At 74.0% G+C, this 25,016-nt stretch carries 20 protein-coding genes and 1 pseudogene; 5 read left to right on the forward strand and 16 right to left on the reverse strand.

Going from position 1 to position 25,016, the window contains the following annotated elements; translation table 11 throughout:
• Positions 1-79: 79 nt before the first annotated feature.
• Genes VO99_RS05800 through VO99_RS05810 form a run of 3 tightly spaced genes read right to left on the reverse strand, consistent with a single transcriptional unit; the run spans position 80 to position 7,703 of the window.
• On the reverse strand, positions 80-3,649 hold the full coding sequence (locus tag VO99_RS05800; RefSeq protein ID WP_046111891.1) for a hypothetical protein: 3,570 nt from the start codon (positions 3,647-3,649) through the stop codon (positions 80-82).
• A 2-nt stretch (positions 3,650-3,651) separates the two neighbouring features.
• Positions 3,652-4,116, reverse strand: coding sequence for a hypothetical protein (locus VO99_RS05805; protein WP_046111892.1), 465 nt, complete (start codon positions 4,114-4,116; stop codon positions 3,652-3,654).
• A gap of 17 nt (positions 4,117-4,133) precedes the next feature.
• On the reverse strand, positions 4,134-7,703 hold the full coding sequence (locus tag VO99_RS05810) for a hypothetical protein (RefSeq protein WP_046111893.1): 3,570 nt from the start codon (positions 7,701-7,703) through the stop codon (positions 4,134-4,136).
• A gap of 278 nt (positions 7,704-7,981) precedes the next feature.
• Here VO99_RS05810 and imuA point away from each other — a divergent pair, with 278 nt between their 5' ends.
• The 3 genes from imuA to VO99_RS05825 are packed head-to-tail and all read left to right on the forward strand — an operon-like array spanning position 7,982 to position 13,185.
• The gene (gene imuA, locus VO99_RS05815) at positions 7,982-8,794 is read left to right on the forward strand and encodes a translesion DNA synthesis-associated protein ImuA (protein ID WP_052736161.1); all 813 of its coding nucleotides are present in this window, start codon (positions 7,982-7,984) and stop codon (positions 8,792-8,794) included.
• Positions 8,742-10,055 carry a Y-family DNA polymerase gene (locus VO99_RS05820; RefSeq protein ID WP_046112122.1) on the forward strand — a complete coding sequence of 438 codons (1,314 nt, stop codon included), beginning with the start codon at positions 8,742-8,744 and terminating at the stop codon, positions 10,053-10,055. The genes imuA and VO99_RS05820 overlap by 53 nt, the downstream gene beginning before the upstream one ends.
• A 16-nt stretch (positions 10,056-10,071) precedes the next feature.
• The gene (locus tag VO99_RS05825) at positions 10,072-13,185 is read left to right on the forward strand and encodes an error-prone DNA polymerase (RefSeq protein WP_046111894.1); all 3,114 of its coding nucleotides are present in this window, start codon (positions 10,072-10,074) and stop codon (positions 13,183-13,185) included.
• A 118-nt stretch (positions 13,186-13,303) separates the two neighbouring features.
• Here the strand turns inward: VO99_RS05825 and VO99_RS05830 are convergent, their stop codons facing one another.
• Positions 13,304-14,272 carry an AraC family transcriptional regulator gene (locus VO99_RS05830; protein ID WP_198156880.1) on the reverse strand — a complete coding sequence of 323 codons (969 nt, stop codon included), beginning with the start codon at positions 14,270-14,272 and terminating at the stop codon, positions 13,304-13,306.
• A 154-nt stretch (positions 14,273-14,426) separates the two neighbouring features.
• Here VO99_RS05830 and VO99_RS05835 point away from each other — a divergent pair, with 154 nt between their 5' ends.
• The gene (locus VO99_RS05835; protein ID WP_046111895.1) at positions 14,427-14,795 is read left to right on the forward strand and encodes a DsrE family protein; all 369 of its coding nucleotides are present in this window, start codon (positions 14,427-14,429) and stop codon (positions 14,793-14,795) included.
• 37 nt (positions 14,796-14,832) lie between these two features.
• On the opposite strand, the gene VO99_RS05840 is transcribed toward VO99_RS05835, so the two are convergent.
• Positions 14,833-15,927: a DUF3616 domain-containing protein gene (locus VO99_RS05840; protein WP_046111896.1), complete on the reverse strand. Its 1,095-nt coding sequence runs from the start codon at positions 15,925-15,927 to the stop codon at positions 14,833-14,835.
• A 59-nt stretch (positions 15,928-15,986) separates the two neighbouring features.
• A complete protein-coding gene (locus VO99_RS05845) occupies positions 15,987-16,259 on the reverse strand; it encodes a hypothetical protein (RefSeq protein WP_052736121.1) in 273 nt (90 codons plus the stop codon).
• 208 nt (positions 16,260-16,467) lie between these two features.
• Between VO99_RS05845 and VO99_RS05850 the strand changes: the two genes are divergently transcribed.
• On the forward strand, positions 16,468-16,956 hold the full coding sequence (locus tag VO99_RS05850; RefSeq protein ID WP_046111897.1) for a hemerythrin domain-containing protein: 489 nt from the start codon (positions 16,468-16,470) through the stop codon (positions 16,954-16,956).
• 10 nt (positions 16,957-16,966) lie between these two features.
• Here VO99_RS05850 and VO99_RS05855 read toward each other — a convergent pair whose 3' ends face one another.
• From VO99_RS05855 to VO99_RS05900, 10 genes and pseudogenes are all read right to left on the reverse strand, one after another.
• Positions 16,967-17,539, reverse strand: a complete 573-nt coding sequence (locus VO99_RS05855) for a DUF3617 family protein (protein ID WP_046111898.1) — start codon at positions 17,537-17,539, stop codon at positions 16,967-16,969.
• Positions 17,540-17,648: 109 nt separating this feature from the next.
• Positions 17,649-18,311: a glycosyltransferase family 2 protein gene (locus VO99_RS05860; protein WP_046111899.1), complete on the reverse strand. Its 663-nt coding sequence runs from the start codon at positions 18,309-18,311 to the stop codon at positions 17,649-17,651.
• Complete coding sequence (locus tag VO99_RS05865) at positions 18,308-18,943, reverse strand: SAM-dependent methyltransferase (protein WP_046111900.1); 636 nt, start codon at positions 18,941-18,943, stop codon at positions 18,308-18,310. Before VO99_RS05865 ends, VO99_RS05860 begins: the two co-directional genes overlap by 4 nt.
• 11 nt (positions 18,944-18,954) lie before the next feature.
• On the reverse strand, positions 18,955-19,728 hold the full coding sequence (locus VO99_RS05870) for a PIG-L deacetylase family protein (protein ID WP_046111901.1): 774 nt from the start codon (positions 19,726-19,728) through the stop codon (positions 18,955-18,957).
• On the reverse strand, positions 19,716-20,822 hold the full coding sequence (locus VO99_RS05875; protein ID WP_198156881.1) for an acyl-CoA dehydrogenase family protein: 1,107 nt from the start codon (positions 20,820-20,822) through the stop codon (positions 19,716-19,718). Before VO99_RS05875 ends, VO99_RS05870 begins: the two co-directional genes overlap by 13 nt.
• Before the next feature lie 108 nt (positions 20,823-20,930).
• The gene (locus tag VO99_RS05880; protein ID WP_046111902.1) at positions 20,931-21,122 is read right to left on the reverse strand and encodes a hypothetical protein; all 192 of its coding nucleotides are present in this window, start codon (positions 21,120-21,122) and stop codon (positions 20,931-20,933) included.
• A 272-nt stretch (positions 21,123-21,394) separates the two neighbouring features.
• Positions 21,395-22,897 (reverse strand): annotated as a pseudogene (locus VO99_RS05885) (aldehyde dehydrogenase family protein); the annotation flags it as partial.
• Positions 22,845-23,327 carry a hypothetical protein gene (locus VO99_RS05890; protein WP_046111903.1) on the reverse strand — a complete coding sequence of 161 codons (483 nt, stop codon included), beginning with the start codon at positions 23,325-23,327 and terminating at the stop codon, positions 22,845-22,847. The gene VO99_RS05890 and the pseudogene VO99_RS05885, both read right to left, overlap by 53 nt.
• A gap of 139 nt (positions 23,328-23,466) precedes the next feature.
• Complete coding sequence (locus VO99_RS05895) at positions 23,467-24,120, reverse strand: amino acid ABC transporter permease (RefSeq protein ID WP_046111904.1); 654 nt, start codon at positions 24,118-24,120, stop codon at positions 23,467-23,469.
• A gap of 25 nt (positions 24,121-24,145) precedes the next feature.
• Positions 24,146-24,946 (reverse strand): transporter substrate-binding domain-containing protein, encoded by an 801-nt coding sequence (locus VO99_RS05900; RefSeq protein ID WP_046111905.1) that lies wholly within the window; start codon positions 24,944-24,946, stop codon positions 24,146-24,148.
• Positions 24,947-25,016: the final 70 nt, after the last annotated feature.

Here is a 25,016-nt window from a genome sequence, read left to right on the forward strand (position 1 = left end):
ACCGGCTGGCCCATGCCAGCCAGCCGGGCGCACTGGACACCACCGCCCGGGCGGGCTAGCGGCGCCGCCGGCCGGCCGCTCAGGCCAGGATCTGCCGGTTCGCCAGCGACGGCGAGAACACCGAGAACTCGATGACGATGGCATTGCCGCGCACCCGGGCCGTGGCCGGGACGGCCAGGCGCGGCAACTCGTCCGCGAAGGAGGCCAGTTCCGGCTGCGCCAGCAGCGCGTCCGAGCCCAGCAGCAGCACCTCGGCCCGGGTGAGCGGCAGCACCGCCTCGCGCTTGACCAGCACCGGCCGCACCTGCAGGTGCTCGCCGTCGCCGGCCACCTCGCCCGGCGGGATCATGCGGCGCTCGCACGACAGCGTGAAGGCCGGGTTGTCGGAGGTGATGGACACCTGGTAGCGCAGCGGCTCTTCGGCCTTCGGGCGGATGCCCTCGAAGCGGTTGTCCTGCGAGCCGATGCTGAGCACCGTGCGGCCGGTGGCATCCGCGATGCGCAGCCGCCGCTCGCCCTTGGGCAGCTTGGCGCCCGGCGCCGCCTGCACGCTGACGCTGAAGCGCACGTCGGTGAAGGCGCTGAGGATGCCGCCCGCCAGGCCGCCCAGTCCGCCGCCGGCCCGGCTGCCGGGCGCTGGCGCGGCGGGCGCCGGTGTCACGCGCCGGCCGCCGCGGCGCTGGGCCGGTGTCGGCGTCGGCCGGGCCTGGCCTTCGCCGGCCACGCCGGCGGTGGCGCCGTCCACCGCCTTCTGCACCGTGGCCGAGGCGGCCCCGCCGGTCTGGGCCGCCTGCGCCTGCTGCTCCAGCGTGTTGCCGCTGGCCGCCTGCGCCGCCTGGGCCGGCGAGCCGGCGTTCTTCACCGCCTGGTCCTGCCGGTCGGCGGTGGTCATCGCCAGGCCGGCCTGGGTGGGGCTGGCCTTGGCGGCGTCGGCCGCCTGGGTGGCGGTGAACAGATCGGCCGCGATCTTCAGCCGCTCGGTGTTCTGCGCCATCACGGTCTTCAGCGTGTCGGCGGCCTGGCTGGCGGCCGCGGTGGCGCCGGCGCCGGACAGCTCGCTGCCACTCTGCGCCAGGCCGGCATTGGCCGCGATGGTGGCCGACAGGTCGCGGAACGGACTGCCGGCCTGCAGCGCCGCCAGCACCGCGGCGGCATTGGCGCCGGCCGGCAGCGCGGTGGGCTCGGTCTGCTTGAGCAGCGGCGTGCCCAGGGCGCTGGTGGTCAGGTCCACCGCGCGCTGGCGGCTGGCCGCGGGCAGCGCGGCGATCTCCGGCGGCGTGAGCGGGATGGGCGAAGCCTGCCAGTCGAAGAAGCGGGTGAGGTCGATCTTCTCGGCGCTGTTGAAGCGGCCCAGCACCGCCTCGGCGAACACGCCGCCGGTGGGCAGCGGCACCGTCTGCGATTGCGGCACCGGCCGGTCCAGGCCGCGGCGCTGCAGGAATTCCTGCCAGGCCTGCACCTCGGCGGCCAGCGCCGGGTCGCCCACTTCGCCGGTGGCCGGCAGGTTGAGCTTGAGCACCACCGCATTGGCCACCACCGCCACCGGCTGCGGATCCACCAGCGAGCCCAGCGGCACGCCGCGCAGCGTCAGGCGCGACAGCAGGCCCGACAGCGTGGTGGCGTCCAGCCGCTCGAAGATGGCGCGGCTGTAGTGCAGCGCGTTGTCCCGCAGGTGCTGCAGCAGCGCCGGCGCGGCGCGGGCCGGGCTGAACTGCAGCACGTCGGCCGCCCCGCCCTCGTTGAGCTGCACCGGCACGTCCAGCGGCAGCGCGGCGCCGCCGATGTCCAGCATCAGCTTGACCGTGGCCGGGCCCGGGCCGGCATCGCCCAGCTGCACCTGCACCGCGGCGAGGTCGGCCACGCGGGCGGGGGTTTCCAGCGTGATCTGCGCCGGGCCCACCGAGGTGGCGGGCAGCTCGCCGCCGGCGCGCGGCACGACTCGCAGGCCGCCGGCCAGCCGGCCCGTCACCGCCACCGCATGCAGCCGCGCCTCGTCCGGCACGAAGACCGCGTCGCTGCCGTTGCGCAGCAGCGTGCGCGCCGACAGCGATGCCAGGCGGCCGAGCTGGCCGGCATCGAAGCCCTTGAGCGCCGTGAGCGTGGCGCCGGACTGCGCCGGCCCCAGCTCGAAGCGCAGGCCGGCGCCGGCCGCGGCCGCCGCGCGGTCGGCCTGCAGGCCGCGGTGCTGCAGCAAGGTGGAGGCCATCACCACGTCGCCGATGCGCAGCCGCGGCAGGTTGGGCACGATCTCCACCACGCCGAACTCGGTGGTGAGCTGGCGCCGGATGTCGTCGCTCAGCGCCACGTCGGCCAGCACCGCGCGCCAGCGCTCCAGCGTCAGCGAATCGCCGAAGTCCACCAGCTTCAGTGGCACGAACAGCACCCGCTCGGCACGCTGCAGCGTGGTGCTCACGCGGAAGGCCTGCACCACCTCGTAGTACTGCACGTTCAGGGCATGCATGTGGTTGTAGTTGCACACCACGCGGGTGGACAGGGCCTCGTGCTCCTGCTGGGCCACTTCCTGCACGATGCTGGCGCGGCGGCTGCGGGCGGCACTGGCCTGCTGCTGGGTCACGTCGTTGATCTGCTGCGACACGCTGGCCGACAGGTCGCGCCGGCCGAAGGAGCTGGTGACGGTGAGCGCCTCGGTGCGGGTGCTGCCGCCGCCCGACGAGCCGCCGAAGGCGATCGGCCCCACCTCGAAGCCCAGCGCCGAGCCGCCCTGCGACGACCGCGAGCTGCCCTGCGTGCGGCTGCTGCCGCCCTGCACCTCGGCCGCGGTGGCCTCGGTCACCTCCGACAGCGCGCGCTGGTGGGTGGTGGTGTTGGCCAGCCGCTCGGCCTCGTCGATGTCCTCGCTGCTGCTGCCACGGCTCTGGCGCGACCAGTCGATCATCGCCATGCGGGTGCTCTCGCCCGGCGCCAGCGACAGGCTGTGCAGCAGCTGGCCCAGCGCCACGCCTTGCGAGAACCAGTCCTGGCTGAAGGTGAGCAGCGCGCCGCTGGCCACGCGGGTGAAGCCCTGGTCCTGGCCGGACAGCACCGTGGCCAGCGACAGCGCATCGCCCAGCTGTTCCAGCGGCTGCACGCCGGCGTCGCCGGTGCTGTCGATCAGCAGCTGGCGGTAGGCCACCCGCTCGGTGGGAAAGGCGCCGTTGCGCGGCAGCAGCTCGGCCGGCGTGCCCGGGTCGCCGGGCGGCAGCGGCTCGTCGCCCGCCAGCTGCCCGGCCAGCAGCGCGCGCGCCGCCGCATACGGCGGCCACAGCGCCAGGTCGCGCACCCGGTCGGTGGCCAGCGCGGTGCGCAGCGTCGGTGCGCGGGTGCTGCCCACGGCCTTGAGCGCCTCGATGGGCAGCAGCGCCAGGTCGGCCACCGGCATGCCGGCAGGCATGTCGGCGATGTCGGAGGCCACCCGCTGCAGCTGCGCCTCGGGCTGCGTGGCATCGTCGCGCAACAGCAGCAGCCGCCGCGCGGCGGCGAAGGCCGCGGAGGCGGCCAGGTCGAACACGGTGCGGATGTCCAGCGCCTCCAGCGCGGCCTGCTGGGCAGCGTCCACGCCGCGCAGCACCGACGGGGCGGCCAGCATCAGCGCGTCGCCGCCCAGGCCGGCGCTGTCACCCTTGAGGAAGGACCGTGGATCGATGGCCATGGTCAGCCTCCCACCGCGCGTGCGAAGGCCGCCAGGTCGGCCAGGCCGGGGATCAGCTGCTCGTCGGCCTCGATCGCGCCGTCGTGGCGGCGGATGCCGCATTCGAAGCCGCGCGCCGGCTCGCCGCCGCCGGCGGGCGGTGCCTGCAGGTACACGTCGATGAAGCGGGTCTCGCCATCGGGCGAGGCCGCGCCCTCGCCGTCGATGCGCAGCCGCAGCAGCACCTCCAGCAGCGCCGGGGCGTCGGCCGAGGGCGGCTGCGGCTCGAAGAAGGCCTCCTCGCCGGCCACCAGCTCGAGGCCGAATTCCGCATCGCTGCGCACGCTGCCGTCGTCGGCATGCCGGGCCAGCGCCACCGCCACGATGGCGGCCAGGTCGTCGGCCTCGGTGTCGTTGCGCACGCGCACGCGCGCCTGGTCGCCCAGCAGACCGGCCAGGGCATCGGCTCCGAGAGGGGTGGTGGCCATCGCTGCAACTCCGGCGATCAATCAGGCAGGGCATCCAGCCGCAGCAGTGCCAGCTGCGGGAAGCGGGCGACGAACTCGCCGGCGGCATTGGTGCTGACCACCGGCTTCTTCAGCACGGTGCGCAAATCGAAGGCCACCCGCGCCAGCACCTGCGCCACCTCGGCGTCGCTGGGCCGGTTGGGGCCGGCGCTGATGAATTGCGTGTGCTGCTGCACCTGCGCCACCACGTCCAGCCGTAGCGTGGTCTTGACGCCGGCCGCGGGCACGCTGGCACTGCGGCGCAGTACGGTCGTGGTGGGCTGCGGCCAGGCGGTCTGCAGGGTCAGCGCCAGCTCGGCCACCACCTGCGGCGAAGCGGTGGCCAGCGGCAGCGTCGCGGTGCCGCCGCCGTCCAGGCCCGAGCGGCTGGCGATCAGAGTGCCGTCGCGTTCCTTCACCTGCAGCTGCAGCGGCACCGGTGCGTTGTCGAACAGTGCCGCATCGCGCAGCAGCTGGGCACCGCGCAGCTCCAGCGTCAGCCTGCGCGGGCCGGTGGCCTGGGCGGACGGCGCCGCGCCGTCACCCTGCGCGGTGCGCGTGACCGCCTCGACGATCCGCGCCGCGGTGCCGCCGGCCTGGGCGCCGCTTTGCCGCTGCTGCAGCTCGGTGGCGGCCGGGCGCTGGCCACCGCCCTGCGCCGGCGGGGTGGCCTGGCTCTGGTCCAGCGCCTTGGCGCGGTTCTCCAGGCCGCCGGCCAGCGTGTTGCCGGCGGCGCCGCCTTCCTTCGCACCCCCACCGCCGCCACCGCCGCCACCGCTGCCACCGCCGCCCGGCGTGGGCACGCCGGCCAGGGTGGCCGCCACCTTGGCGGCGGTGCGCAGGCGTTCGGTGTTCTGTTCCATCACGGTCTTCAGCGTCTGCGCGGCCAGCGCGCCGCCGGAGGTGGCGCCGGCCGCACCCACCTTCTGCAGGGCCTGCGCGAGCTTGATCGTGGCGTCGGCACCGCTCAGGTCGTTGAACAGGTTGCGGGCGCCCAGCGCGCCCAGCACCGCCGCCAGGCCAGTGGGGTCGGGCAGCGCCGTCGGCGCCTGGATGTTGATGATGGGCGCCGACGGATTGGTGGGCGCGAGGTCCTCGTCGCTGGCGCGCGAGCCGGCCTCCAGCGGCGCGATCTCGCTGGCCACCAGCGGAACCGGCGACTCCTGCCAGTCGAAGAAGCGGGTGCTGTCGAGCCGCTCCGCACCCATGGAACGGCCCAGCACCGCCTCGGCGAACACGCCGCCGGTGGGCAGCATCATCAGCTCGCGCCGCGGCGTGGCGTCGAGCAGCCCCGACGCGGCCAGGAACTGCTGCCAGGCCTGGGCGAGCCCGGCCAGGGCCGGGTCGGGCGGATCGCCGGCATTCGGCAGTCCGGCCTTGAACACCAGGTAGTTGGCGGTGACGGCCACCGGCTGGTGGTCCACCCACTGCGCCAGCGGCACGCCGCCGAAGCTGAAGCGCGCCAGCAGGGCCGACAGCACCGAGGCGTCCAGCGTGCGCATCACCGCCTGGGTGTAGTGCAGCGCATTGGCCTTCAGGTGCACCAGCAGCTCGTCCTGCTCGGGCGGCGCCTCGAAGTTCACCACCCGCTGCAGCGCCGACAGCGGCCCGCCGGCCTGCAGTGCCACCGGCACGCCGGCGGGCGTGGCGGTGCCCAGCAGGTTGAGCTGCAGCGTGACCGTGGTTTCCTTGGGCACGATGAGCGCGCTGCGCAGCATCACCGCCGCCAGGTCGCGCACGGCTTCGGGCGCGGCGAAGCGGGCGCCGGCGGGGCCGGCGTCCACCAGCGGCACCAGGCTGCCGTCGCGCCGCCGCACCTCCAGGCCCAGGGCCAGGTCCTGCGGCAGCGAGACCGCGCTCACCAGGGTGTCGGCCTGCAGCGTGAGCACCGTCTCCAGCCGGGTGGCGATCGGCCGCACGCCGCAGCGCACCAGCGTGCGCAGCTCGTCGGCATCCCAGCCGTCGGCGCTGAAGCGCTGCAGCATGCCGCCGCGGGCGGCCAGCGCGGGCGCGGGCGCCGGGGCCGGTGCGGGCGACGGCGCAGGCGCGGGGGACGGCGCCGGGGCCGGTGCCGGTGCGGCGTCCCCCACCGCGGCCGCCAGCGCCGCCGACTGCAGCGACACGGGGCTGGCCAGCGACACCGCGGCCACGAAGCGCCCGTCCAGCAACCTCAGCCGGCGCGGCTGGCGGCTGCGCACCAGGACGCTGCCGAACAGCGCGATGCGCTGGCGCGTGGCTTCGTCCAGCGCCGCCTCGGTCAACGCGATGCGAAAGCGTTCGATCTGGCGGGTGTCGTCGAAGTCGATCAGCTGGATCGGCACGAACACCACCCGCTGCGCACGCTCCAGCCGCGTGGCCACGCTGTAGGCCTGCACCACCTCGTAGTACTGCAGGTTCAGCGTGTGCATGTGGTTGTAGTTGGCGACGACCCGGGTGGACAGCGTCTCGTGCTCGCTCTGGCTCAGCTCCCGCACCACGCTGGCCCGGCGGCTGCGCGCGGCGCTGGCCTGCTGCTGGCTCACGTCGTTGATGCGCTGCGCAGTGCTGGTGGCCAGGTCGCGCCGGCCGAAGGAGCTGCTGACGGTCATCGCCTCGGTCCGGGTGCTGGCGCTGCCGCCGCTGCTGCCGAAGGCGATCGGCCCCAGCTCGAAGCCCAGCGCGGAGCCGCCCTGCGAGGTGGACGAGTTCGACGTCGCCCGCGTGCTGCCGCCCTGCACCTCGGCCGCGGTGGCCGCGGTCACCTCCGACAGCGCGCGCTGGTGGGTGGTGGTGTTGGCCAGCCGCTCGGTCTCGTCGACGGCTTCGCTGCCGCGCCCGCGGCTCTGGCGCGACCAGTCGATCATCGCCATGCGGGTGCTCTCGCCCGGCGCCAGCGACAGGCTGTGCAGCAGCTGGCCCAGCGCCAGGCCCTGCGGCGACCAGCTCTGGCTGAAGCTGAGCAGCGCGCCGGTGGCCACGCGGCGGAACGGCGTGGCGCCACCGAGGGCCGGGCCCAGGTCCACCGGCTCGGCCTGCTCCACCGGCGTGGCCGCCCCCTCGTCCACCGCCCCGGCCACGCTGTCGATCAGCAGCGTGCGGTAGAACACCTTGTCGGTGGCGTGCTCGCCCATGCGCGGCAGCAGGTCGGCCGGCGCTTCGGGGTCGAAGCCCGGCGCCTGGTCCGGAATGCAGGCGGCGGCCAGCAGGTCGCGCGCCGCCAGTCCCGGCGGCCAGGCCGCCAGCTCGCCCAGCGTGGCCACGCCCAGGTCCGCCTGCAGCCGGGCCGCACCGGCCGTGCCCACCGCACGCAGCGCGGCCAGCGGTGCATCGGCCAGCCCGCCGCTGTCGGCGGCGGCGGCCGCGTCCAGCACGTCGCCGCCCAGGCGCGGCGCCGGCCGTGCCAGCGCATGGCGCAGCGTGTGCAGCAGGCGGGACGCCGCCAGGTCGAACACGCTCGCAATGCCCAGCACCTCGCGCAGCGCCGCCGCCTGTGGCGCGGTGGTGCCGTTCAATGCATCCACCGGCGCGGCGAGCAGCTCGGTGGGGCCCAGGCCGGCGAAGCCGCTCTTGACGAACGATTCGATCTGCACGGCAGCCTCCCCAACGGCGATGGCGCCATCGTCAGCCTGCGCCCGGCGCCGCAAAACCCCTAGAAACCGCGCGCCAAAAATTTGTTATCCACACCGCTTGTGCACAGGGCTGTGGACAAGCAGTGGACGCCGGCATCGCGCACGGCCGGCGCCGCGGCCGCCCGCTGGATCGCTGCAAAAAGCAGCACCCGGCAGAACTGACAGGCCTGCCATCGCTGCCGATTCGACAGCCAGCCGCCGGCTGGGGTACTGTATGTCCGTACAGTCTTTTGATCGCCATGCCTGCCCTCGCCGACGCGCCCACCGCCCCCTGCCCCGACTCCGACGCCGGTCGGCCCCCGCCCGTGCTGCCACCGCCGGTGGCTGCCGCCCTCTGGCGTGGCTGCGACCTGGGCGGTGCCGCCGGGCCGGTGACCGGCTCGGGCTTCGACGCGCTGGATGGCGAGCTGCCCGGCGGCGGCTGGCCCTCGCGGGCGCTGACCGAGGTGCTGTGCGCCCAGCCCGGCGTGCTGGAGTGGCGGCTGCTGGGCGGCGCGCTGCGCCGGGTGGTGGCCGCTGGCCGCTCGGTGGTGCTGGTGGGCCCGCCGCGCCATCCGCACCTGCCCGGGCTGCGGCACGAGGGGCTGGATGCCCGCCACCTGGTGTGGATCCGTGCCGAAGCGCCGTCGGAGCGGCTGTGGTGCACCGAGCTGCTGGTCAAGTCCGGCGCCAGCGGCGCTGTGGTGGCCTGGCTGCCGCAGGCGCGGCCCGAACAGGTACGGCGGCTGCAGGTGTGCGCCCAGTCCTGCGAAGGCCCGGTGTTCCTGTGCCGGCCGCTGGCCGCGCGGCATGAGCCTTCGGCCGCGCCGCTGCGGGTGCTGGCCGGCCTGGGGCCGGACTGGTCGCTGCAGGTGCAGCTGCTCAAGCGCCGCGGCGCCGCGCACGAAGGCGTGCTGCAGCTGCCTTCGGTGCCCGGCGGCCTGGCCCTGGCGCTCACGCCGCGGCTGATGGCGCCCAGCCGCCTGATCCATGAACGCCTGACCGACCGAGGTGCCCATGCTGGTCTGGGCCGCGCTGCGCCTGCCCGCCGAAGCCCCGCCCGCGCCCATTGAGGCGCAGGTCGGCCTGGCCACCTGGGCGCTGCAGTTCACGCCGCGGGTGGCGCTGCAGGAGGAAGCGGTGGTGATGGAGCTGTCGGCCAGCATCCGCCTGTTCGGCGGCAAGCGGGCGCTGCGCGACCGCGTGCTGTCGCAGGCCGGCGAGCTGGGCGCGGTGGCGGTGGCCTGGGCGCCCAACAGCCTGGCCGGCCTGGCGCTGGCACGCGCCGGCATCGACAGCGGCTTCCGCCCTTCGCTGGCCAAGGTGCTGGACGGCCTGCCGATCGACACCCTCAGCGCGGCGCGGCCGCATGCGGTCACGCTGGCGCAGCTGGGCTGCCGGGCGCTGGGCGACCTGCGCCGGCTGCCGCGCGGCGGCCTCGGCCGGCGCTTTGACGACCGGCTGCTGGCCGCGCTGGACCAGGCCTACGGCCTGCGGCCCGAGGCGCACGAGTGGATGGTGGCGCCCGAGCGCTTCGACGCCCGGCTGGAGCTGCCGTTCCGGGTGGAGATGGCGCCGGCGCTGCTGTTCGGCGCGCGCCGGCTGCTGCTGCAGCTGTGCGGCTGGCTGGCCGCCCGGCAGGCCGGCACCACCGCCATCCGCCTGCAGTGGCTGCACGATGCCATGCGCCCGCGCAGCGCCGGCTCCGGCGGCGAGCTGGTGCTGCGCACCGCAGCGCCCACGCGCGACGTCGACCACCTGTGCCGGCTGCTGGCGGAGCACCTGGCCCGGGTGGAGCTGCCCGCCCCGGTGGGCGACCTGGCGCTGCAGGCGCTGGAGGTGCAGGCCCTGGCCGTGGCCAGCGCATCGCTGCTGCCCGACACCGTCGACGAGGGCGAGGCGCTGGGCCTGACGCTGGAGCGCATCGCCGCCCGGCTGGGGCCCGAGCGGGTGCTGCGGCCGGTGCTGCAGGAGGACCACCGGCTGGAATGGATGCAGCACTGGCAGCCGGCGGCCGAGCCGCAGCCACGGCGCATGGCGGCACCCACGCCGCTGCCGCAGCCCACCTTCGTCTTCCCCGAGCCGATCCGCCTGGCGATGCAGGGCGACCGGCCGCTCTACCAGGGCGTGCTGCAGCTGCTGACCGGGCCGCACCGGCTGGAAGGCGGCTGGTGGCACCGCGTGCCCGATGCGGCGGTGCCGGGCGGCCAGGCCATGCTGCAGGTGCAGCGCGACTACTGGCTGGCGCTGAGCCCGCATGCCGGCGCGCTGTGGGTGTTCCAGACCCGGCTGGCCGACGAGGCCGCCTGGTACCTGCATGGCAGCTTCGCCTGAACCAGCCGCCCGCCGCATGAAGCCGCCGCTGGACGTGCCCCCCTATGCCGAGCTGTGGTGCCTGTCGAGCTTCTCGTTCCTGCGCGGCGCCAGCGCGCCGGAGGAGCTGGTCGAGCGCGCCCGGCAGCTGGGCTACGGCGCGCTGGCGCTGACCGACGAATGCTCGGTGGCCGGCATCGTGCGCGCCCACGTGGCCGCCAAGGAGCACGGCCTGCCGCTGCGGGTGGGCGCGCAGTTCGAGCTGCAGGGCCATGCGCCCTGCACCCTGGTCGTGCTGGCCTGCAACATGAACGGCTACGGCAACCTGTGCCAGTTCATCACCCGGCTGCGGCGCAGCGCGCCCAAGGGCAGCTACCACCTGCACATCGACGCGCTGCTGCCCGAGGCGCTGCAGGACTGCCTGCTGCTGGCCGCGCCGGCGCGCCACGCCAGCGACGCCGAGCTGCAGGCGGTGGCGCGCTGGCTGCTGCAGCACTTCCGCGGCCGCTGCTGGCTGGCGGTGTCGCTGCTGCGGCAGATCGACGACGAGATGTGGCTGCACCGGCTGCAGCAGGTGGCCGCGCTCACCGCGGTGCCGCTGGTGGCCGCCGGCGACGTGCACCTGCATGTGCGCTCGCGCAAGCCGCTGCAGGACGTGCTGACCGCCACCCGCGTGGGCCGGCCGCTGGCCGAATGCGGATGGGCGCTGCAGCCCAATGCCGAGCGCCACCTGCGCACCCGGCTGCGGCTGGCGCAGACCTATCCGCCCGAGCTGCTGGCCGAGACGCTGCAGGTGGCCGCGCGCTGCACCTTCTCGCTGGACGAGCTGCGCTACCAGTACCCCAGCGAGGTGGTGCCCGCCGGCCACACGCCCGGCTCCTACCTGCGGCAGCTGGCCTATGAGGGCGCCGGCCGGCGCTGGCCGCAGGGCCTGTCGGCCGAGGTGCAGGCCAAGATCGAGTACGAGCTGGCGCTGATCGAGGAGCTGAAGTACGAGCACTACTTCCTCACCGTGGCCGACATCGTGATGTTCGCCCGCTCGCGCCACATCCTGTGCCAGGGCCGGGGCTCGGCGGCCAACAGCGTGGTGTGCTTCTGCCTCGGCGTCACCGAGGTGGACCCGGCGCGCATGTCGGTGCTGTTCGAGCGCTTCATCTCCAGGGAGCGCAACGAGCCGCCGGACATCGACGTCGACTTCGAGCACGAGCGGCGCGAGGAGGTCATCCAGTACCTGTACGGCAAGTACGGCCGCGACCGCGCCGCGCTCACCGCGGTGGTCATCAGCTACCGGCCCAAGTCGGCCATCCGCGACGTGGGCAAGGCGCTGGGCTTCGATCCCGCGGTGCTGGACGTGCTGGCCAAGAGCCACCAGTGGTGGGACGGCCGCGAGATCCAGGCTGAGCGGCTGCTGGAAGCCGGCCTGCAGCCCGACGACCTGGCGGTACGGCAGCTGATGCAGCTCACCCGGCAGCTGGTGGGCTTCCCGCGGCACCTGTCGCAGCACCCGGGCGGCTTCGTGCTCACCCAGGGGCCGGTCACGCGCATGGTGCCGGTGGAGAACGCGGCGATGGCCGAGCGCACCGTCATCGAATGGGACAAGGACGACCTGGACGCGCTGGGCCTGCTGAAGGTGGACGTGCTGGCGCTGGGCATGCTCACCGCCATCCGCAAGGCGCTGGCCTTCATCGAGGACCGCCGCGGCCATGCCTTCGGGCTGCAGGACATCCCCGACGAGGACGCCGCCACCTACGACATGATCTGCGACGCCGACACCGTGGGCGTGTTCCAGATCGAAAGCCGTGCGCAGATGAGCATGCTGCCGCGCATGCGACCGCGCACCTTCTACGACCTGGTGATCGAGGTGGCCATCGTGCGGCCCGGCCCCATCGTCGGCGGCATGGTGCACCCCTACCTGAACCGCCGCCAGGGCAAGGAGCCGGTGGTGTACCCGAGCGAGGCGCTGAAGGTGGCGCTGGGACGCACGCTGGGCGTGCCGGTGTTCCAGGAGCAGGTGATGCAGATCAGCATTCTGGCCGCCGGCTTCACCCCCGGCGAGGCCGACGGCCTGCGCCGCGCGATGGCGGCCTGGCGGCGCAAGGGCGGGCTGGAGCGCTACTACTCGAGGATCGTCGACGGCATGACCTCCCGTGGCTACGACGAGGCCTTCGCCAAGTCGATCTTCGAGCAGATCAAGGGCTTCAGCGAATACGGCTTCCCGGAAAGCCATGCGGCCAGCTTCGCGCTGCTTGTCTATGCAAGTTGCTGGATCAAGTGCCACTACCCGGCCGAGTTCCTGGCGGCCATGCTCAACAGCCAGCCGCTGGGCTTCTACAGCCCCAGCCAGCTGGTGCAGGACGCGCGCCGCCACGGCGTGGACGTGCGGCCGGTGGACGTGATGCACAGCGACTGGGACTGCACGCTGGAAGGCCTGCCCGCGCCGCCGGCGGTGCGGCTGGGGCTGCGCCGGGTGTCCGGCCTGCAGGAGGCGTCGGCGCTGCGCATCGTGCAGGCCCGCGCCGCGCTGCCCTTCGACGGCGCCGACGACCTGGCCCGCCGTGCCGGCCTGGAGCAGCACGAGATGCGGCTGCTGGCCGGTGCCGATGCACTGGCCAGCCTGGCCGGCCACCGGCGCCAGCAGGTGTGGGAAGCCGCCGCGCTGCAGCGGCCGCCGGCCCTGCTGCGGGCCGCGCCGGTGGACGAGGACTGGCTGGACCTGCCGCCCGCGCCGGAAGGCGAGGAGATCGTCTTCGACTACCACGCCACCGGGCTGACGCTGCGCCGCCATCCGCTGGCGCTGTTGCGCGAACGGCTGGCCGAGCGGCACATGCTGACCGCCGAGCAGCTGCACCGCCTGCCGGGCGGCCGCCGCGTGGCCACCTGCGGCATCGTCACGCTGCGCCAGCAGCCCTCCACCGCCAACGGCACCATCTTCGTGAGCCTGGAGGACGAAACCGGCGTGGTGCAGGTCATCGTGTGGAAGGGCCTGCGCGACGAGCAACGCGCCGAGCTGCTGGGCGCGCGGCTGCTGGGGGTGCACGGCACCTGGCAGCGCGAAGGCAAGGTATGCAACCTGATCGCCCACCGGCTGAGCGACTGGACGCCGCTGCTGGGCCGCCTGGCCGATGCGCAAAGGAGCCGGGACTTCCGCTGAAGGCGGCCTTGATGCTCAGCGCCCCCGAGCCCCCTCCAGGAGCTTCCAGCCATGCCACATCCACGCATGCCTCGTGCCATGCGGCACTCGGAACTACCCGGTTCTGCCGCGCAGACCCCTAGCCCGCGGCGCCGTCACGCCGGGCCTGCAGCCGCCAGCGCGCCGGCGGCATGCCATGCAGCCGGCTGAAGGCGCGGCTGAACGAAGCCTCGGTGTCGTAGCCCGCTTCCTGGGCGATGTGGCCGATCGGCCGGCGGGTGTGCACCAGCGCGCTGCCGGCCAGGAACAGCCGCCATTCGCGCAGGTAGCGCATCGGTGACTTGCCCAGCAGCGCCGCGAAGCGCTCCGACAGCACCGAGCGCGAGGTGGCGCCGGCGCGGGCCAGCGAGGCCACGGTCCAGGGCTCGCGCGGGCGGTCGTGGATCAGCGCCAGCGTGCGGGCCACGATGGGGTCGCCCATGCCGGCCAGCAGGTTGGGCGCCGCGCCTTGCCGGGCGACGATCTCGCTGCGCAGCAGCTCGATCAGCAGGATCTCGGTCAGGCGCTCCACCACCGAGCTGCCGCCGGGGCTGCCGGACTGCGCCTCGGCCACCAGGGCCTGCACCGCGCCGTGCAGCAGCGGGCCCGCGCCCGGCGCGCCCGCATGCAGCTGCATGACGCTGGGCAGGGCCTCGCGCAGCGGCTGGAAGTTCATCGCCTCCAGCGACACGAAGCCGCACAGCAGGCGGGTGGTGGCGGGGCCCTGGCCATAGCGCAGCACCGGCACCTCGGCCCAGGGCCGCGGCGGCAGGTCGTCCACCGGGCAGATCAGCGGCCCGCCTTCGCCCCGGCCGAGCGCATGGCCGGTGGCAAACGGGAAGGCCACCACGTCGCCGGCCTGCAGCGCATACCGCTGCTGCTGCACCCGCAGCCAGCACTCGCCGTCGGCCACCACGTGGAAGGGGATGGTGGGCAGCGCGCTGCGGGCCAGGCCGCCCAGGCGGGGCGTGCCGTCGGTCTGCCAGTCGCCGCCGGCCTGCACGCAGAACTGCAGCGAGCCGGCGATGCGCACCGACCTCAGCAGCGTCGACAGTACATCCGCAGCCATGTCCCCTGCCCTCCGGGCACCGCTGCCCGCCACGGACATCACCTTACAGGACGGCGGCCGCGGAGCTTCGGCCAAGCGGCGCGGCATCGCAGCCATGGCGGCCGGCGGCCGCGGCTCGTAAGGTCATGCCGTGCCAACCCCACAGGAGAACCCCATGAGCACGGAACCGCGAGAACTGGTGGTCGTCATCACGCACGGCATCGACCACGAACTGTCGTCGGCGGCGATGACCATCGCCCTGGGCGGCCTCACCGCCGGCCTGAAGGTGTCCATCTTCCTCACCAGCAGCGGGGTGGACATCGTGCGGCGCGGTGCGGCCGACACCACCCACGTCAAGCCGCTGGAGCCGCTGGCGGACATGCTGCAGGGCTTCATGGCCCGCGGCGGCGTGCTGTGGGCCTGCACGCCCTGCGTGAAGAGCCGCGGCTATGCCCCGGAAGCGCTGCTCGAAGGCGTCGTCGTCACCGGGGCCAGCCTGATGCACGAGGCGCTCAAGCGCGGCGCGGCGACGCTGTCGTTCTAGACGGCGGCGGCCGCCAGGCGGCCCCGGCCGCCTGCGCTCAATCGTGCAGCAGCAGGTCGCCGAAGACCGCATGCTCGCCTTCGCGGCGGTCGGGCCCGGGAGCGTCGTACAGCACCAGCCATTGCGGCTGCCCGCCGGACAGGGCACGCGGCACGTCGCACAGGGCTTCGGCGCGGTCCATGCCCTCGCCATGCGGCAGCGGCACGGCGCCGGTCAGGCCGGTCTCGAAGCGCACCGGCTCGGTGTGGCTGGCCAGCAGCAGCCGGGCGGCCGGCCACTTGTACACGCGGATCTCGCCATCCAGCACCATGGTGGGGCCGGCCAGGATGAAGAGGTCGTCGCCGGAGAAATGCAGGTCGCGCACGCCCAGGCCGTCGAGCTGCAGGAAATGCTTGCGCAGCAACGTGCCGGCCTCGTCCAGCGGCGCCAGGCGCAGGTGGTCGCCCCGCACTTCCACCGCGATCTCCAGCACCGCCGACCAGCCGCGCAGCACCGGGCCGCGCAGGCCCAGCAACAGCCGCCGGCCATCCACGGCCAGGCCTTCGATGTCCAGGCCGTTGTCCTTGCCGGGGATCGCCATGTAGGGCCCCACATGCGGATCGGCGGCCAGCAGCCGGGTGAGCTCGTTGCCGTGGCCGTCGCCCTTCAGGCGCAGCGCACGCCGGCCGTCCTGCGCCTGGCGCACCAGGCAGGGCTGGCCCTGGGCATCGTCCTCCAGCGGCAGGCAGGCCAGCAGCAGCCGGTTGGGATCCAGCGACACCTTGGCCAGCCGCTTGGCATTCTCCTCATGGCTGCGGCCCGCCTTGGCGTTCTTGCGCTTCAGGCCGTGGGAGCCCACCACCCACAGCATGCCGTCCACGCAGTCGAGGCCTTCGAGGTCGGCCTCCTTGCCGGCCGGGCCCGGCAGGTCCAGCAGTTCGCCCAGCGGGAAGTCGCGCACCTCGCCGAAGCGCAGGGTCTCGTTGCCCACCGGCGGCAGCCGGCGCAGGCGGTCGAGGCCGCAGGCCTCGTCGCCCGCCACCCACAGCCAGTCACCGGTGAAGGCGGCGCCCGACAGGTTCGAGCGCACCAGCGAGCCCTGGCCGAACTCGAGGCGGACGGCATGGGCGGATCGGGCGGTGGGGGTGGGCATGAACGGTGCTCCGTGCGGGTTGGCGTGGGCGGGTTGTACCAAGGCCGCGGCGCGGCGGCTCAGGAGGCGAGGCCGACCGCCAGCTCGGCCCACACCGCCAGCAGCACCAGGCCCACCACCGCGCCGAGCGCCAGCCGCTGCCGGCGGCTGCGGGCCAGACGGGCCAGCAGCGTCCAGGCCATGCCGGCGCCGAACACCAGCGCACCGGCGGCGGCGAAGTCCTCCCAGCCCCAGGCCATGTGGGTACTCAGGCGCGTGGCCACGCCGGCCAGCGCCAGCACCGCGGCCGCCGCGGCCAGGCTGCGCAGGCCGGCACGAACGAGCATCGACATGGTGTCCTCCCACGTGAGCGATGGAGGACCGCATCATCCCAGGTCGGCCGCCTCTTGGCCATCCGGCCATGCACCGCCGCACCTGTCTAGACAAGCGGCCACCGCCGGACACGGCATCGGCTGACACCGCCACGGCGGTTCCGCCGGCCGCGATGAATGCGCCGGGCCGCTACGCTGGACACCTGTTCCCTGCCCTGGAAGGCGCCGCATGAATGCCATCGACCTGCTGGTCACCCAGCACCGCAGCATCGAGACCGCCTTGCAGCAGGTGCTGGACACCGACGACGAGGCCGCCCGTGCGCGCGGCTTCGCGGCCGTGGCCGACCTGCTGACGGTGCACATCGCCTCCGAGGAAGAGATCTTCTATCCCGCGGTGCGGGCCGGCCGCACCGAAGGCATCCTGCTGGAATCGCTGGAGGAACACCTGTCGCTCAAGCGCCTGCTGGCCGACCTGATCGCGCTGGATCCGCGCGAGCAGACCTTCGTGCCCAAGTACAAGGTGCTGAAGGAACAGAGCGAGCACCACCACGAGGAGGAGGAGGAACACCTCTTCCCCCAGGCGAGCGAGCTGCTGGGCAGCGCCGAGCTGGACCGGCTGGCGACGCAGATGCTGGGCCTGCAGCAGCGGCTGCGCAGCGAAGGCGCGCCGCGCGAGGCCATGCCCGAGCAGACCGACAAGGCCGCGCCCCTGAAGTGAGCGTGGCCGGTCAGCGCTTGCTGTCGTCGGCCTCCTCCACCGCGAACATCTCGGGGTCGATGCCGGCGGGCAGGCGCTCGCAGTCGTCGCCCAGCCACTTGAACACCGTCGACTGCTCCAGCTTCAGCGGCAGGCCGCGGGAGGTGGCTTCCATGCTGAGCTGCTGGCGCGCGGCGGTACGGCCGGTCACCTCGTAGCTGCCGCGGCCGCTGCCCTGCAGCTTGCCGCTGCAGCTCAGGGCGATGGTGCCGCTGCTGGCATTGGTCGGGCTCACCTTCACCTGGCAGCCTTCCAGCGCCTGCGGCGCGGGCAGGCGGTAGCTGTCGCTGCGCTGGCAGTGCAAGGCCAGGTTGCTGCCGGCCGGCAGGCCCAGCCGGCTCATTGCGGCCGTCAGGCTGCTGCGCTGCTCCGGCGTCATCGCGCCGTTCACGTCGAACAGCGTGGGCATGTTGCTGCCATTGAGGCGCGTGGTGGAGGCGCTGGCCCACAGCCCGGGCTTGACCGACAGGGTCTGCGCCTGGGCGCCCCCCACGGCCAGCCAGCTGATGAGGGCGACCAGCGCCGGGGTGACGAACGACTTCATGAACGGCATTCCTGTGCGGACGAGGATGCCAGGCCGGGCCTGGCGGGCCCGCATTCTCTGGCCGCACGGCGCACCCCGGTGTTACCGATGGTGGCCGGCCGGGCCGGCCTCAGGCGGCTTCCAGCCCGAGCAGGAAGTCGGCGAAGCCACCGCGGGCGCGGGCCTGGCGGCGGGCGCTGGTGTGCACCCGCGGCGTGATGCTCCAGGCGATGCGGGCGCCGCTGGCTTCCAGGTCGTGCACCAGGGCCACGTCCTCGCCGCAGGCCAGCGGGCGGAAGCCGCCGGCGCGACGGTAGGCCTGCGCTTGCACGCCCAGGTTGGCGCCGTGGATGTGGCGGTGGCCTTCCACCGGGCGGTAGTGCGCCTCGTAGCGGCCACGCACCTGCGGGCTGTGGGCCGACCAGTCGGCCACGCTCACGCAGCCGCACACCGCGTCGGCACCGGCCTCGTGCAGGGCCAGTTGCGCCACCAGCCAGTCGTCGGCCACCTCGCTGTCGGCATCGGTGAAGGCCAGCCACTGCGCGCCGGCATCGAGCAGCGCCTGGGCACCGGCGGCGCGCGTGCGGCCCACGTTGCGGTGCTGCACCACCAGCGGCAGCACGCCATGGCCGGCGGCCACCTCGGCCGAGGCGTCGGTGCAGGCATCCAGCACCACCACCAGCCGCACCGGCTCGCCCTGCAGGCCGGGATGGCGGGCGGCGCGCTTCAGCGCATCGAGGCAGCGGCCCAGCAGCGCCTGCTCGTTGTGCGCCGGTACCGCCACGCCGATCACAGCAGGCCCTCGCGCACCGCGGGCGAGCGGCCGTCGCGGCTCCACACCGCCAGGTGGAAGTCGGGCTCCAGGTGCTGCACCAGCCGCGGCAGGCCCAGCGCCTGGTGCAGCGCCTGCTGCACCGTGTCGCCGTCCAGCGCGCAGCCTTCGATGGGATGCCGCCAGTGGCAGGCCAGCACCACGCCGTCCTCGGCCAGGCTGCGCAGCGCCAGCCGCGCCACCTCGGCCAGGCCGTCGGCACCGAGGTAGTAGCCCAGCTCGCTGAGCACCACCAAGTCGAAGCGCAGGCCCTGCGGCCAGCCGCCGGGCAGCTGCAGCTGCCGCACCTCCACCTGCGGCAGCGGGGCCAGCAGCCGGAGGGCGGCGGCCACGGCGGTGGGATCGAGGTCGGCCGCCAGGTAGCGGTCGCAGCGCGGCGCCAGCTCGGCCGCCAGGTCGCCGCCGGCGCAGCCGGGCTCGAAGCCGAAGGCATAGCGCCGCCCGGGCAGGCAGGCCGCGGTGACGGCGCGCTTGCGCTGCTCGTACCAGCGGGTGCGGTAGCCCCAGGGGTCGTCGCCCTGGGCGTAGAGCTTGCGGAAGTAGTCGGCGTCGGTGGCGGCGCTCGGGGGGGATGCGGGTGGCGTGGCGGGCATGGCGGGGGTGTTCAGGGCGAAGGAACGACGGGGGCCAGCAGGTATTCCCAGGGCCGCAGCCAGCGCGCCAGCGCCCAGCCGGGCAGGATGGGCTGCGAACCCGGCGGCGCCTGCAGCTGGGAGCGGTGCTCGGCCAGCGCCCGCTGCTTGGCTTGCCGGGCGGCCGGCGGCAGCGCCACCCGGCGCAGCCGCTGCCAGGGCACCCGGGCATCGCCGGGGGACGCCCAGTGCCAGGTCCATACCGGCGCCTCGTGCAGGCAGGCGCCAGCAGCTGCGCAGGCGGCCGCGGCCGCGCGGCCGGTGGCTTCATGGTCGGGATGGCCATCGTGGCGCCAGGTGGTGAACACCTGGTCGCCCGGGCGCAGCAGCGCGGCCAGGCGCTGCACCAGCTGGGCTTCGTGGTCGCTGGCGCCACCGTCGGGCAGGCCCAGGCGCTGGATGGCGCGGGCCGGCAGGCCCAGGTGGGCCAGCCCGCGCTGCCGCTCGATGCGGCGGCGGCGCGCCAGCCGGGCGGCGGGCGTGGCATCGCCCGCGGGCAGGCCGGCTTCGCCATCGGTCACGCCCAGCACCCGCACTGGCCGGCCGGCGGCCAGCCACTGCTGCATCAGGCCGCCCACGGCCAGCAGTTCGTCGTCCGGATGCGGCGCCACCACCACCGCGCGGGCGCCGTCCGGCAGCAGCTGCCCCGCACTGCAGCCGGGCAGCGCCTGCAGCACCGGGCAGGCGGCCCAGGCCGACGCCGGCGTGCCCTGGCCTTGGATCAGCGGCGGCTCTACAGCGCCCATGCGGCGGCGCCGTCGGCTTCCGGGGTGGCCAGGCGCGCCAGCGACGCCAGGTCGCGGTCGGCATGGGTCTGGCGTACGAACACCGGCAGGTCGGCGGCCAGGCGGGCGAAATGGCGGTCGCGGCAATACGGCGTGGCACCCAGCGCGCGGCCGGCCAGCACCAGCAGGCGCTGCACGGCGGCATCCACCGCGCTGCGCACCCGCAGCGCCAGCGCCTGCGCCGACTGCAGCGGATGGTCGTCGACCCAGGCGGCAGCCTGGCGCAGCAGCACCGCCAGGCCATGCAGTTCCACGTCGGCCTGGCCCAGCGCCACCTGGGCCGCATGGCGGCGCTCGGGCGGGCCGTCGCGGGCCTGCAGCTCGGCATGCCGCAGCGCATCGCCCAAGGCGGCACAGCCGCCATACCAGCAGGCGGCCACGCCCAGGCCGCCCTGCCAGAAGCCGGGGCGCGACAGGTAGTCGCCGGCACCGCCGCACAGGTGGCCGGTGGCGCCGTCCAGCTGCACGTCCAGGCTCTGGCTGTCGGCCATGCCCACGGCACGCCAGGCGCCGCCCAGCACCTTCACCGCGGGCTGCGCCATCGGCACCAGCACCAGCCAGGGTCCGCTGCCATCGGCCTGCCAGGCGGTGAGCAGACCATGCGTGACATCGGCCGCGCCCGAGCACCAGCGCTTGGTGCCCTGCAGCCGCACCTCGTCGCCGCCCTGGCGCACGAAGCCCACGCGGCCGTCGGGCGGCTCGGCGGCCCACATGCCTAGACAACTGCCGGCCGGCGGTGCCGGCGCGCGCAGCTCCTGCAGCACGGCCAGCGCATCGGTGTGGCCCTCGTACAGCTTGGCCAGCGAGAGATCGTGCCGGGCCACGGTGGCCAGGGCCTGCCAGCGCTGCAGCGTGCGTCCGCCGGCCGGCGGCGGCAGCGCGTCCAGGCCGGCGTGGATCAGCGCATGCAGCTGCTGGGCGGGACTGCGTTGCCCATCGGGGCCGCCCAGCACATCAAGCAGCGCGCGGGTATCGCCGGCATGCCGGCCCGGCACCGACGCGGTGGTGGGGAGATGGGGAACATTTGCCGCAGAAAGTGTCGCGAAGGCGGACATCGAACAGTGCGGCAAGCGCCGGCCAGGTGACTCTGGCCGGCATCGTCGCAGCGCCTGCTCGCCCGCCCTGTAGGACGGTTGCACATGTGGCCGTAGGTAACGGGCTGCCTATCGGCCCGCGGCGTCGGGCTTGTCGCCGCTTTCGGGCGCCAGGTGCGGGTCGTCCTTGTCCCGCGGCTGGCCGGCCGGGGCGGCCGGGGCGGGCTGGCCACCGGTGCGGATCTGCTCGCCGGAGGCCGCGGGCTTGTCGTCGGCGCCGGCACCGGGCCAGCTCTTGTTCTCTGCGGGCAACTGGGTCATGGCTTGCATCCGTTGAGTGGGAGATGCAGGTCGGCGGCAAGCCGCGTTCCGGCAGCCGCCTCGGAACCTGTGAATGAAGCGGTCGCACCCGAGCGGCGCGACACGGCGGCCTAAATCCAGGCGCAAGGCGCAGCCGTGGCTCGGGTGAGTGGTTCGTTCACAGGTTCTCAGCCGAGGAACCAGCGCAGCACCAGCCGCTGCGCCAGCCCGCCATAGGGCGGATGGAAGAGCTGGCTGGGAAACCAGCGCCGCCGCGTGAACACCGTGCGCGCGTGCGACAGCGCGAGAAAGCCCTCATGCCCGTGGTACGCGCCCATGCCCGAGCCGCCGATGCCGCCAAACGGCGCATCGTGGTTGACCACATGCCAGCCCCAGTCGTTGAAGGTCACGCCGCCGGAGCGGGTTCGCTCCAGCACCTGGGTGCGCTCCGCCGCATCGTGGCTGAAGCAGTACAGCGCCAGCGGCCGCGGCCCGGCATTGATGAAGGCGATGGCGTCGTCCAGCGTGTCGTAGGGCAGCACCGGCAGAATGGGGCCGAACAGCTCCTGCGTCATCACGGCCATGTCCGGCGTCGCGCCGACCACGATGTGCAGCGGCAGCTGCCGGCCCTCGCCCCGCGGCATGGGGCCGCAGGCCAGCACCTGCGCACCGCGTACCCGGGCATCGTCCAGCAGGCAGAGCAGCCGGCGCTGGTGATGCGGATTGACGATGGCGGTGCAATCGGCATTGCCTTCGGCCACGCCGCCGTAGAACCGCTGCCAGGCCGCCTGCACCGCCGCCACGAAGGCCGGCAGCTGCTCGCGCGGCACGAGCACATGGTCGGGCGACACGCAGATCTGCCCGCTGTTGGCCGCCTTGCCATGCGCCACCCGCCGCGCCGCATCGGCCAGCGGATAGCGCCGGCCCACCAGCGCGGGCGACTTGCCGCCCAGCTCCAGCGTCACCGGCGTCAGGTGCTCGGCGGCCGCACGCATCACGCGGCGGCCCACCGCGGGCGAGCCGGTGAACAGGATGTGGTCGAAGGGCAGCGAGGTGAAGAAGGCCGGGTCGGCCAGCTCCTGGCCCACCAGCGCCACCTGCGCCTCGTCGAACACCTCGGCCAGCACGGCGCGCAGCGCGGCGTTGGTGGCCGGCGTGGCCTCGGGCATCTTCACCATCACCCGGTTGCCGGCGGCCAGTGCCGAGGCCAGCGGACCCAGCGCCAGGTACACCGGGAAGTTCCAGGGCACCACCACCGCCACCACGCCCTTGGGCTGGTGGTGCACCTGCAGCCGGTTGCCGGCGAACAGCCACTCGGTGCGGCGGCGGCTGGGCTTCATCCAGCGGCGCACATGGCGGGCCGCATGGTCCAGCGCCAGCACCGAGCCCAGCACGTCGAGCATCTGCGATTCGGCCGCAGCGCGGTGGCCGAAGTCCTGGCCCATGGCCTGCACCAGCAGCGCCTGCCGGCGCAGCACGGCCTGCTTCAGCGCCAGCAGCTGCGCGCGCCGCTGCGCGGCGTCGGTCGGGGGCTGCGCCATGCAGGCCGCCTGCTGGGCGGCCAGCAGGCCGCGGATGCGCTGGTGCAGCTCGGCCTGCGCGGCGGCCTGCGCTTCGGCATCGTGTGCAGGCGCCCGGGACGGGGCTTCGGTCGGTTGGTTCATGGCGCGGCAGCGGGCGATGGGCCGTGGCGGGGGTGGTCCCCCGCAGTCTGCCAGCGCGGCCCTGCCCGCCCGCCCCGGGTCAGCCCGAGCGGCCGGCGCGGCGCACGCCGGGCAGGATGCCGGGCTGGGCATCCCGCGGCGCCGCAGCGGCTGCGGGCTCGGGGGCCGACGGCTCCAGCGCGATGCTGATCTCGTTGGGGTACTTCCACATGGCACCGGTGATCATGTCGGTGATGCCCAGGTCGAGGAAGAAGCCGCCCACGACGCCCGAGGTCTGGGTGCGGCTGACCAGCCGCTGGGTGGCGTTCTCATGGCCGGGGGCGGCGCACTGCACCAGCACGTCCTTGGCGCCCTTGTCCAGCGTGACGGTGTTCTGCCGGCCGGTGACGATGCCCAGCTGCGATCCCTCGCGGGAGACGACGCAGCGGGTCTCCTTGGGCGTGAGGTGGAACACCACCGTCTGCGAGGTGCCGTCGGTGATGGAGGCACAACCGCTGCCCAGGGCCAGCAGGGCGGTGAGCAGGGTGGCGGTGGTGGCGTGGATGCGGGGCGGGACGTTCATGGTGCGAAGGCCTGGCGGCGGCTGGAGGAAGGAAGGCCGCCAGTGTTCCGCCCGGGGGCCGCGCCCACATCGGCCGATGGAGCCATCGGCCCGGCCCGCGAGGAGCCACCCCGCAGGGGGGATGTGCGCCTCGGCGCGCTCAGTGCGGGAAGGCCAGCCGCTTCTCCAGCAGCCGCTGCACCTGCTCGAACAGCAGGCTCAGCACCCAGTACACCCCCGCGGCCGCCAGATACAGCGGAAACGGCTGGAAGGTAGTGGAGATCAGCTCCTTGGTGGCCAGCATCAGCTCGGTGACCGCGATCACCGACACCAGCGAGGTGTCCTTGATCAGGCTGATCAGCGAGTTGGACAGGCTGGGCACGGCGGTGCGCAGGGCCTGCGGCGCCACGATGAAGCGCAGCGTCTGCACATGCGTCAGGCCCAGGCTGGTGCCGGCCATCCACTGGCCGCTGCCGATGCTCAGCACCGCGCCGCGCAGGCTTTCCGACAGGTAGGCCGCCACGTTGAGCGTGAGCGCCAGGATGCCTGCGGTGACCGGCGAGAACTCGATGCCGATGCTGGGCAGCCCGTAGTACACGATGAACACCTGCACCAGCAGCGGCGTGCCGCGGAAGATGCTGACGTACAGCCGCGCCAGCCAGTGCAGCAGCGGCAGCTCCAGCACCCGCACCAGCGCCACCAGCGCACCAAGCGCCAGGCCCAGCACCATGGCTGAGACGGCGAAGAAGAGCGTGTAGCCGGTGGCGCGCAGCATCACCGGTGCCGCCAGCTGCAGCAGCGGTATCAGCTCCATCGCCGCACCCCGGCGCCTGCGGCGCTCACTTGGCCGCGGTCAGCGGCTTGCTCACGTCGCGGGCAAACCACTTGACCGAGATCTTCTCGAAGCTGCCGTCGGCCTTCAGGTCGGCCAGGGCCTGGTCGATGGCGGCCTTGAACTTCGGGTTGCCCTTGCGGAAGGGGATGGCGTTGCTCTCGCTGGGGCCGATGGGCGCACCGGCCTTCAGCGGCAGCTTGCTGGTCTGCGTCAGGTAGGGGATCAGCAGGCTGTCGTTCAGCGCGGCGTCGATGCGGCCGGTGGCCAGGTCCTGCAGGTACTCCGGCGCGCCGGGATACACCTTGACCTCGGCACCTTCGATGCCGCGGGCGAGGTCGGCATAGTTGCTGCCCTGCCCCACGCCGATGCGCTTGCCCTTCAGGTCGGCCGGCGTGGCCATGGGGCGCGTCTCGTTGTTGCGCACGATCAGCTGCGCCGCCGAGGTGACATAGGGGCCGCTGAAGTCGAAGGTCTGGCGCCGCGCATCGGTGGCCGCCACCTGGTTGACGATGACGTCGTACTTGCCGGCCTGCAGCCCGGCCAGGATGCCGCTCCACTCCGTGGTGGTGAAGGCGGGCTTGACGCCCATCTTCGCCGCAATGGCAGTGGCGATCTCCACGTCGAAGCCGGTGAGCTGCCCCTGCGCGTCACGGAAGTTGAAGGGCGGGTAGGTGCCCTCGACCGCGATGCGCAAGGTGCCGCGCTGCTTCACCTCGTCCAGCAGGTCGGCGGCCTGCGCCGTGCCCGCCCACAGGGCCAGGCCGGCGGCCAGGGTTGCAAGCAGATGTGTGCGACGTTGGATCATGATTGTTTTCGCTCAGGGGTACGACAAGGCGGCGTATGTTGCCACCGCTGCGCAGGCAAGCCCCCACAGG

This window comes from Aquincola tertiaricarbonis (genome assembly GCF_000969605.1).
Lineage (GTDB): Bacteria > Pseudomonadota > Gammaproteobacteria > Burkholderiales > Burkholderiaceae_C > Aquincola > Aquincola tertiaricarbonis.

Bases quoted from the DNA above. Each gene is read 5' to 3' on its own strand.
- VO99_RS05855 (WP_046111898.1), bottom strand. From the start codon at position 17,539: ATGAAGTCGTTCGTCACCCCGGCGCTGGTCGCCCTCATCAGCTGGCTG.
- VO99_RS05890 (WP_046111903.1), bottom strand. From the start codon at position 23,327: ATGAACGTCCCGCCCCGCATCCACGCCACCACCGCCACCCTGCTCACC.
- VO99_RS05805 (WP_046111892.1), bottom strand. From the start codon at position 4,116: ATGGCCACCACCCCTCTCGGAGCCGATGCCCTGGCCGGTCTGCTGGGC.
- VO99_RS05850 (WP_046111897.1), top strand. From the start codon at position 16,468: ATGAATGCCATCGACCTGCTGGTCACCCAGCACCGCAGCATCGAGACC.
- VO99_RS05880 (WP_046111902.1), bottom strand. From the start codon at position 21,122: ATGACCCAGTTGCCCGCAGAGAACAAGAGCTGGCCCGGTGCCGGCGCC.
- VO99_RS05900 (WP_046111905.1), bottom strand. From the start codon at position 24,946: ATGATCCAACGTCGCACACATCTGCTTGCAACCCTGGCCGCCGGCCTG.
- VO99_RS05845 (WP_052736121.1), bottom strand. From the start codon at position 16,259: ATGTCGATGCTCGTTCGTGCCGGCCTGCGCAGCCTGGCCGCGGCGGCC.
- VO99_RS05830 (WP_198156880.1), bottom strand. From the start codon at position 14,272: ATGGCTGCGGATGTACTGTCGACGCTGCTGAGGTCGGTGCGCATCGCC.
- VO99_RS05835 (WP_046111895.1), top strand. From the start codon at position 14,427: ATGAGCACGGAACCGCGAGAACTGGTGGTCGTCATCACGCACGGCATC.
- imuA (WP_052736161.1), top strand. From the start codon at position 7,982: ATGCCTGCCCTCGCCGACGCGCCCACCGCCCCCTGCCCCGACTCCGAC.
- VO99_RS05840 (WP_046111896.1), bottom strand. From the start codon at position 15,927: ATGCCCACCCCCACCGCCCGATCCGCCCATGCCGTCCGCCTCGAGTTC.
- VO99_RS05825 (WP_046111894.1), top strand. From the start codon at position 10,072: ATGAAGCCGCCGCTGGACGTGCCCCCCTATGCCGAGCTGTGGTGCCTG.
- VO99_RS05870 (WP_046111901.1), bottom strand. From the start codon at position 19,728: ATGGGCGCTGTAGAGCCGCCGCTGATCCAAGGCCAGGGCACGCCGGCG.
- VO99_RS05800 (WP_046111891.1), bottom strand. From the start codon at position 3,649: ATGGCCATCGATCCACGGTCCTTCCTCAAGGGTGACAGCGCCGGCCTG.
- VO99_RS05895 (WP_046111904.1), bottom strand. From the start codon at position 24,120: ATGGAGCTGATACCGCTGCTGCAGCTGGCGGCACCGGTGATGCTGCGC.
- VO99_RS05875 (WP_198156881.1), bottom strand. From the start codon at position 20,822: ATGTCCGCCTTCGCGACACTTTCTGCGGCAAATGTTCCCCATCTCCCC.
- VO99_RS05865 (WP_046111900.1), bottom strand. From the start codon at position 18,943: ATGCCCGCCACGCCACCCGCATCCCCCCCGAGCGCCGCCACCGACGCC.